At 26.6% G+C, this 3,003-nt stretch carries 4 protein-coding genes; all 4 read right to left on the bottom strand.

All coding sequences use genetic code 11. The annotated features are described in order from the left end of the window. A partial coding sequence (locus tag Q0W06_RS19535; protein ID WP_297639832.1) for a histidine kinase dimerization/phosphoacceptor domain-containing protein occupies positions 1-676 on the bottom strand: 676 nt, incomplete at its 3' end. A 140-nt stretch (positions 677-816) separates the two neighbouring features. After that, the gene (locus Q0W06_RS19530; RefSeq protein ID WP_297639830.1) at positions 817-1,932 is read right to left on the bottom strand and encodes a glycosyl hydrolase family 8; all 1,116 of its coding nucleotides are present in this window, start codon (positions 1,930-1,932) and stop codon (positions 817-819) included. Between the two features lie 70 nt (positions 1,933-2,002). Continuing rightward, complete coding sequence (locus Q0W06_RS19525) at positions 2,003-2,473, bottom strand: GNAT family N-acetyltransferase (RefSeq protein ID WP_297639826.1); 471 nt, start codon at positions 2,471-2,473, stop codon at positions 2,003-2,005. 123 nt (positions 2,474-2,596) lie between these two features. Continuing rightward, positions 2,597-3,003: alpha/beta hydrolase fold domain-containing protein (locus tag Q0W06_RS19520; protein WP_297639823.1), on the bottom strand; the 407-nt coding region annotated here is incomplete at its 5' end.

Genomic DNA, 3,003 nt, shown 5'->3' with positions numbered 1-3,003 from the left:
AACTTCTTAAATTACCTGCCATTTCTCCTACTGGATTTTCTTCTTTTTTAAGAAGGGCCTCCATTGCATTAAGTTGAATCATTGCTGTAGAAAGACTATGTCCCACACTATCATGAATCTCTCTAGATATTCTATTTCTTTCCTTTAAAAGAGTTAATTCTTCTATAGAAAGAGCATAACCTTCTAATTCTTTATTAGCTAAAAGAAGCTTCTCTTCTGAAACTCTTAATTTATCATAAAGGTTTTGAGCTTCTAACTTACTTTCATAAAGCTTTTTTATATAACTTAAAACAGCTAGTACCATAATTAAAATTAATGTGTATAATGGATTTTTATCTAACCCAAGACAAAAAAGAACATCAAAAATTAAAAACCCATATCTAATATATTCATTCTCTATAGCAAAAATATCAATACTTACTCCAATTAATAAAAATAAGCTTTCAGCTCTAAACATTCTTACTCCAATAAAAACTAAAATAAATTCTAAAATTATAGAAAGAATCAAACTTTTTTCCTTCTTTAAATAAAAAACTCTTAAGTTATTATTTAAAATAAATAACAAAAGAAATACTACACTTCCCACTTTAAAGTTATCTTTTAAAACAATAATATCTACTATGCTAAAAAATAACCCTGCATATCTGATGCTAATTAACTGTATACTTTCTCTCATTTCTTCTCCTTCAAATCACTCGTGCCTTAATTACCATTCTTTACTATATATTTATTATACATAAATTGCAATTTTAGTAAACTGAAATAAAAAAAGAAATCCTTCTAAAGATTTCTTTCTTAATTCCTGTTTTAATTATTTTAAACTTTTAAACTTCTAAATGCTAGTAATGCATTTACATTGTCAAAAGAGTATACAGATAATGTATTCGCATTTCCAAAAGCTCCATAAATTCCACTATCTTTATTTAAAACTTGAAAATCATAGAACTTTTGTAAAGCTAATTTATATAGTTCTTCATTATTTGTAATTCTTGCTATTTGTATCAAATTAGCATATACAGCTGTTGATTGAACATCAGTTATACTTTTTCCAGATGCTATATTATATTTTGCATAAATAGCTCCATTTTCTTTTAATTCTTTTGTAAACCAATTAACAGTAGGTTCTACATTTTCACCTGCACCAAGTTTATTTAAAACTATTATTGTTGTATTTAATGTATTTACATAATCTAAGTTATCATATTTTCCCGTTTCTATATTATATTCTTCCTTATATAAAGGAAACTCGTTGCTTATATACCCATTATTAAGCACTGTTTGAGATTTTTTATATATTTTATTCCATTTAGAATCAATTTCTGAAAGATACTGTAATGCTTGTATATCTATGTACGATAATGTAACTATATTACTTCCTTTATAATCTACTAATAGATCTTTATTCTTTAAATTTTCATATACACTATTAGCTAACTCTACAGCTTCATATTTATAATATATACTGCCCCATTTTTCACTTCCTAAAAGTAAGGCCTTAATTATTCTTAAATCATCAATAGTAGCTGTTGATGGATTCTTCTCTCTATTATCTAACCTCCAACTTATAAGACCATTATTTAAAATCATTTTATCTTTAATAAAACTATATGTATCATTAAATTTTTCTCTATTATTTTCTTCAAGATAATATAAAAGCATAAATCCTTCTGACTCGGAAAGAACATTATCACCTCGCGTTATAATTCCTTCATTTGCTTTATTTAAATAATTTGTTTTTATGCCTCCATCTTTATCAGTTAATTTTTGGCTTATAAAATTATCTAATAAATACTCTTTTTCTGTTGGTACACCATATGTTATATTATTTTTTATTTTAATAGGTTTCCAAATAGGCATGGTCTTTATTATTAAAATAAAAATCAATAATAAATAAAAAAGTGCTATTACAATCTTTGTTGTTCTTTTTTTCATTTACACGCTCCTAGATAAATTCGACTAAAAATTCAGATGGAGCCAAAATTCCACCTGAATTAAGTCTCATTTATAATCTCTTTAAATACCAACTATCACAAGCAAAATGTTCTGATTCTATTATTGGTCCATCTAATTTCTCAAAACCATTCTTAACATAAAACTTATTTGCTGCAACCATGCTGCTTAAAGTTTCCAAATAGCATGCCTTATAATTTTCCTTTGCATACTCTATTGATAACTCTAATAATTTCTTAGCAATGCCACATCCTCTATACTCCTTTAATGAATACATCTTTTGAAGTTCACATGTATCTTTAACTCCTTCTACAGGGCCTATTCCACATCCTGCAACAATTTGTCCATCCTCTTCCACTACCCAATACTTTGATTTAGGAGCTTGATAAAGTTCATAAAATCTACCTAATTGTGGATCTGTCCAAGCAAAGCCAGGTTTATTTGCTCCAAACTCTATTAAACATGTCCTTATAAGTTTTTCTACACCTTCATTATCTCTTTTTTCTATTTCTCGTATTTTCATCTTCTTTCTCCTTTGCATCTTTAAGTTATTATTAATAATATATTTAGGTCTAGTAAATTGCAATTAATTTATAAAAAAAACAAACTATATTTGAAATGAATATAGTTTATTTTCTTATTTAATTTATATTTTAAAATAATTTTCAACTGCATATTTAAATCCTTTTAATAAAAACTCATGTGCGTCTTTGCTGATTTTCGCTTTAGGATTTACAGCATCAAATCCATGATAACACCCTTTAAATATTTTAAATTCAGTAGGAACCCCTGCTTTTTTTAGCTTTTCCATATATTCAATTGTTTCATCTCTAAAAGGCTCTAAATCTCCTACGAAAGTTATGGTTGGTGGAATTCCTACAAGATTTGTTTCTCTTCCTGGTGCTGCATAAATTGGAACTTCACCTTTATATAATTTACCAAGATATAATTCCCATCCGCATTCATTTAATTTAGAATTCCAGATATGAGCATTATTGTCTTTTGATGATTCTGTTATCATTCTATCATCTATCATAGGATATAGAGGCATTT

This window comes from uncultured Clostridium sp. (assembly GCF_947072515.1).
Classification (GTDB): domain Bacteria; phylum Bacillota; class Clostridia; order Clostridiales; family Clostridiaceae; genus Clostridium.
Note: the sequence above shows the minus strand (reverse complement) of the source record. Positions and strands in the feature narration are given on the sequence as shown.

Excerpts from the sequence above, each read along its gene's own strand:
- Q0W06_RS19530 (WP_297639830.1), bottom strand. The coding sequence starts at position 1,932 with ATGAAAAAAAGAACAACAAAGATTGTAATAGCACTTTTTTATTTATTA.
- Q0W06_RS19525 (WP_297639826.1), bottom strand. The coding sequence starts at position 2,473 with ATGAAAATACGAGAAATAGAAAAAAGAGATAATGAAGGTGTAGAAAAA.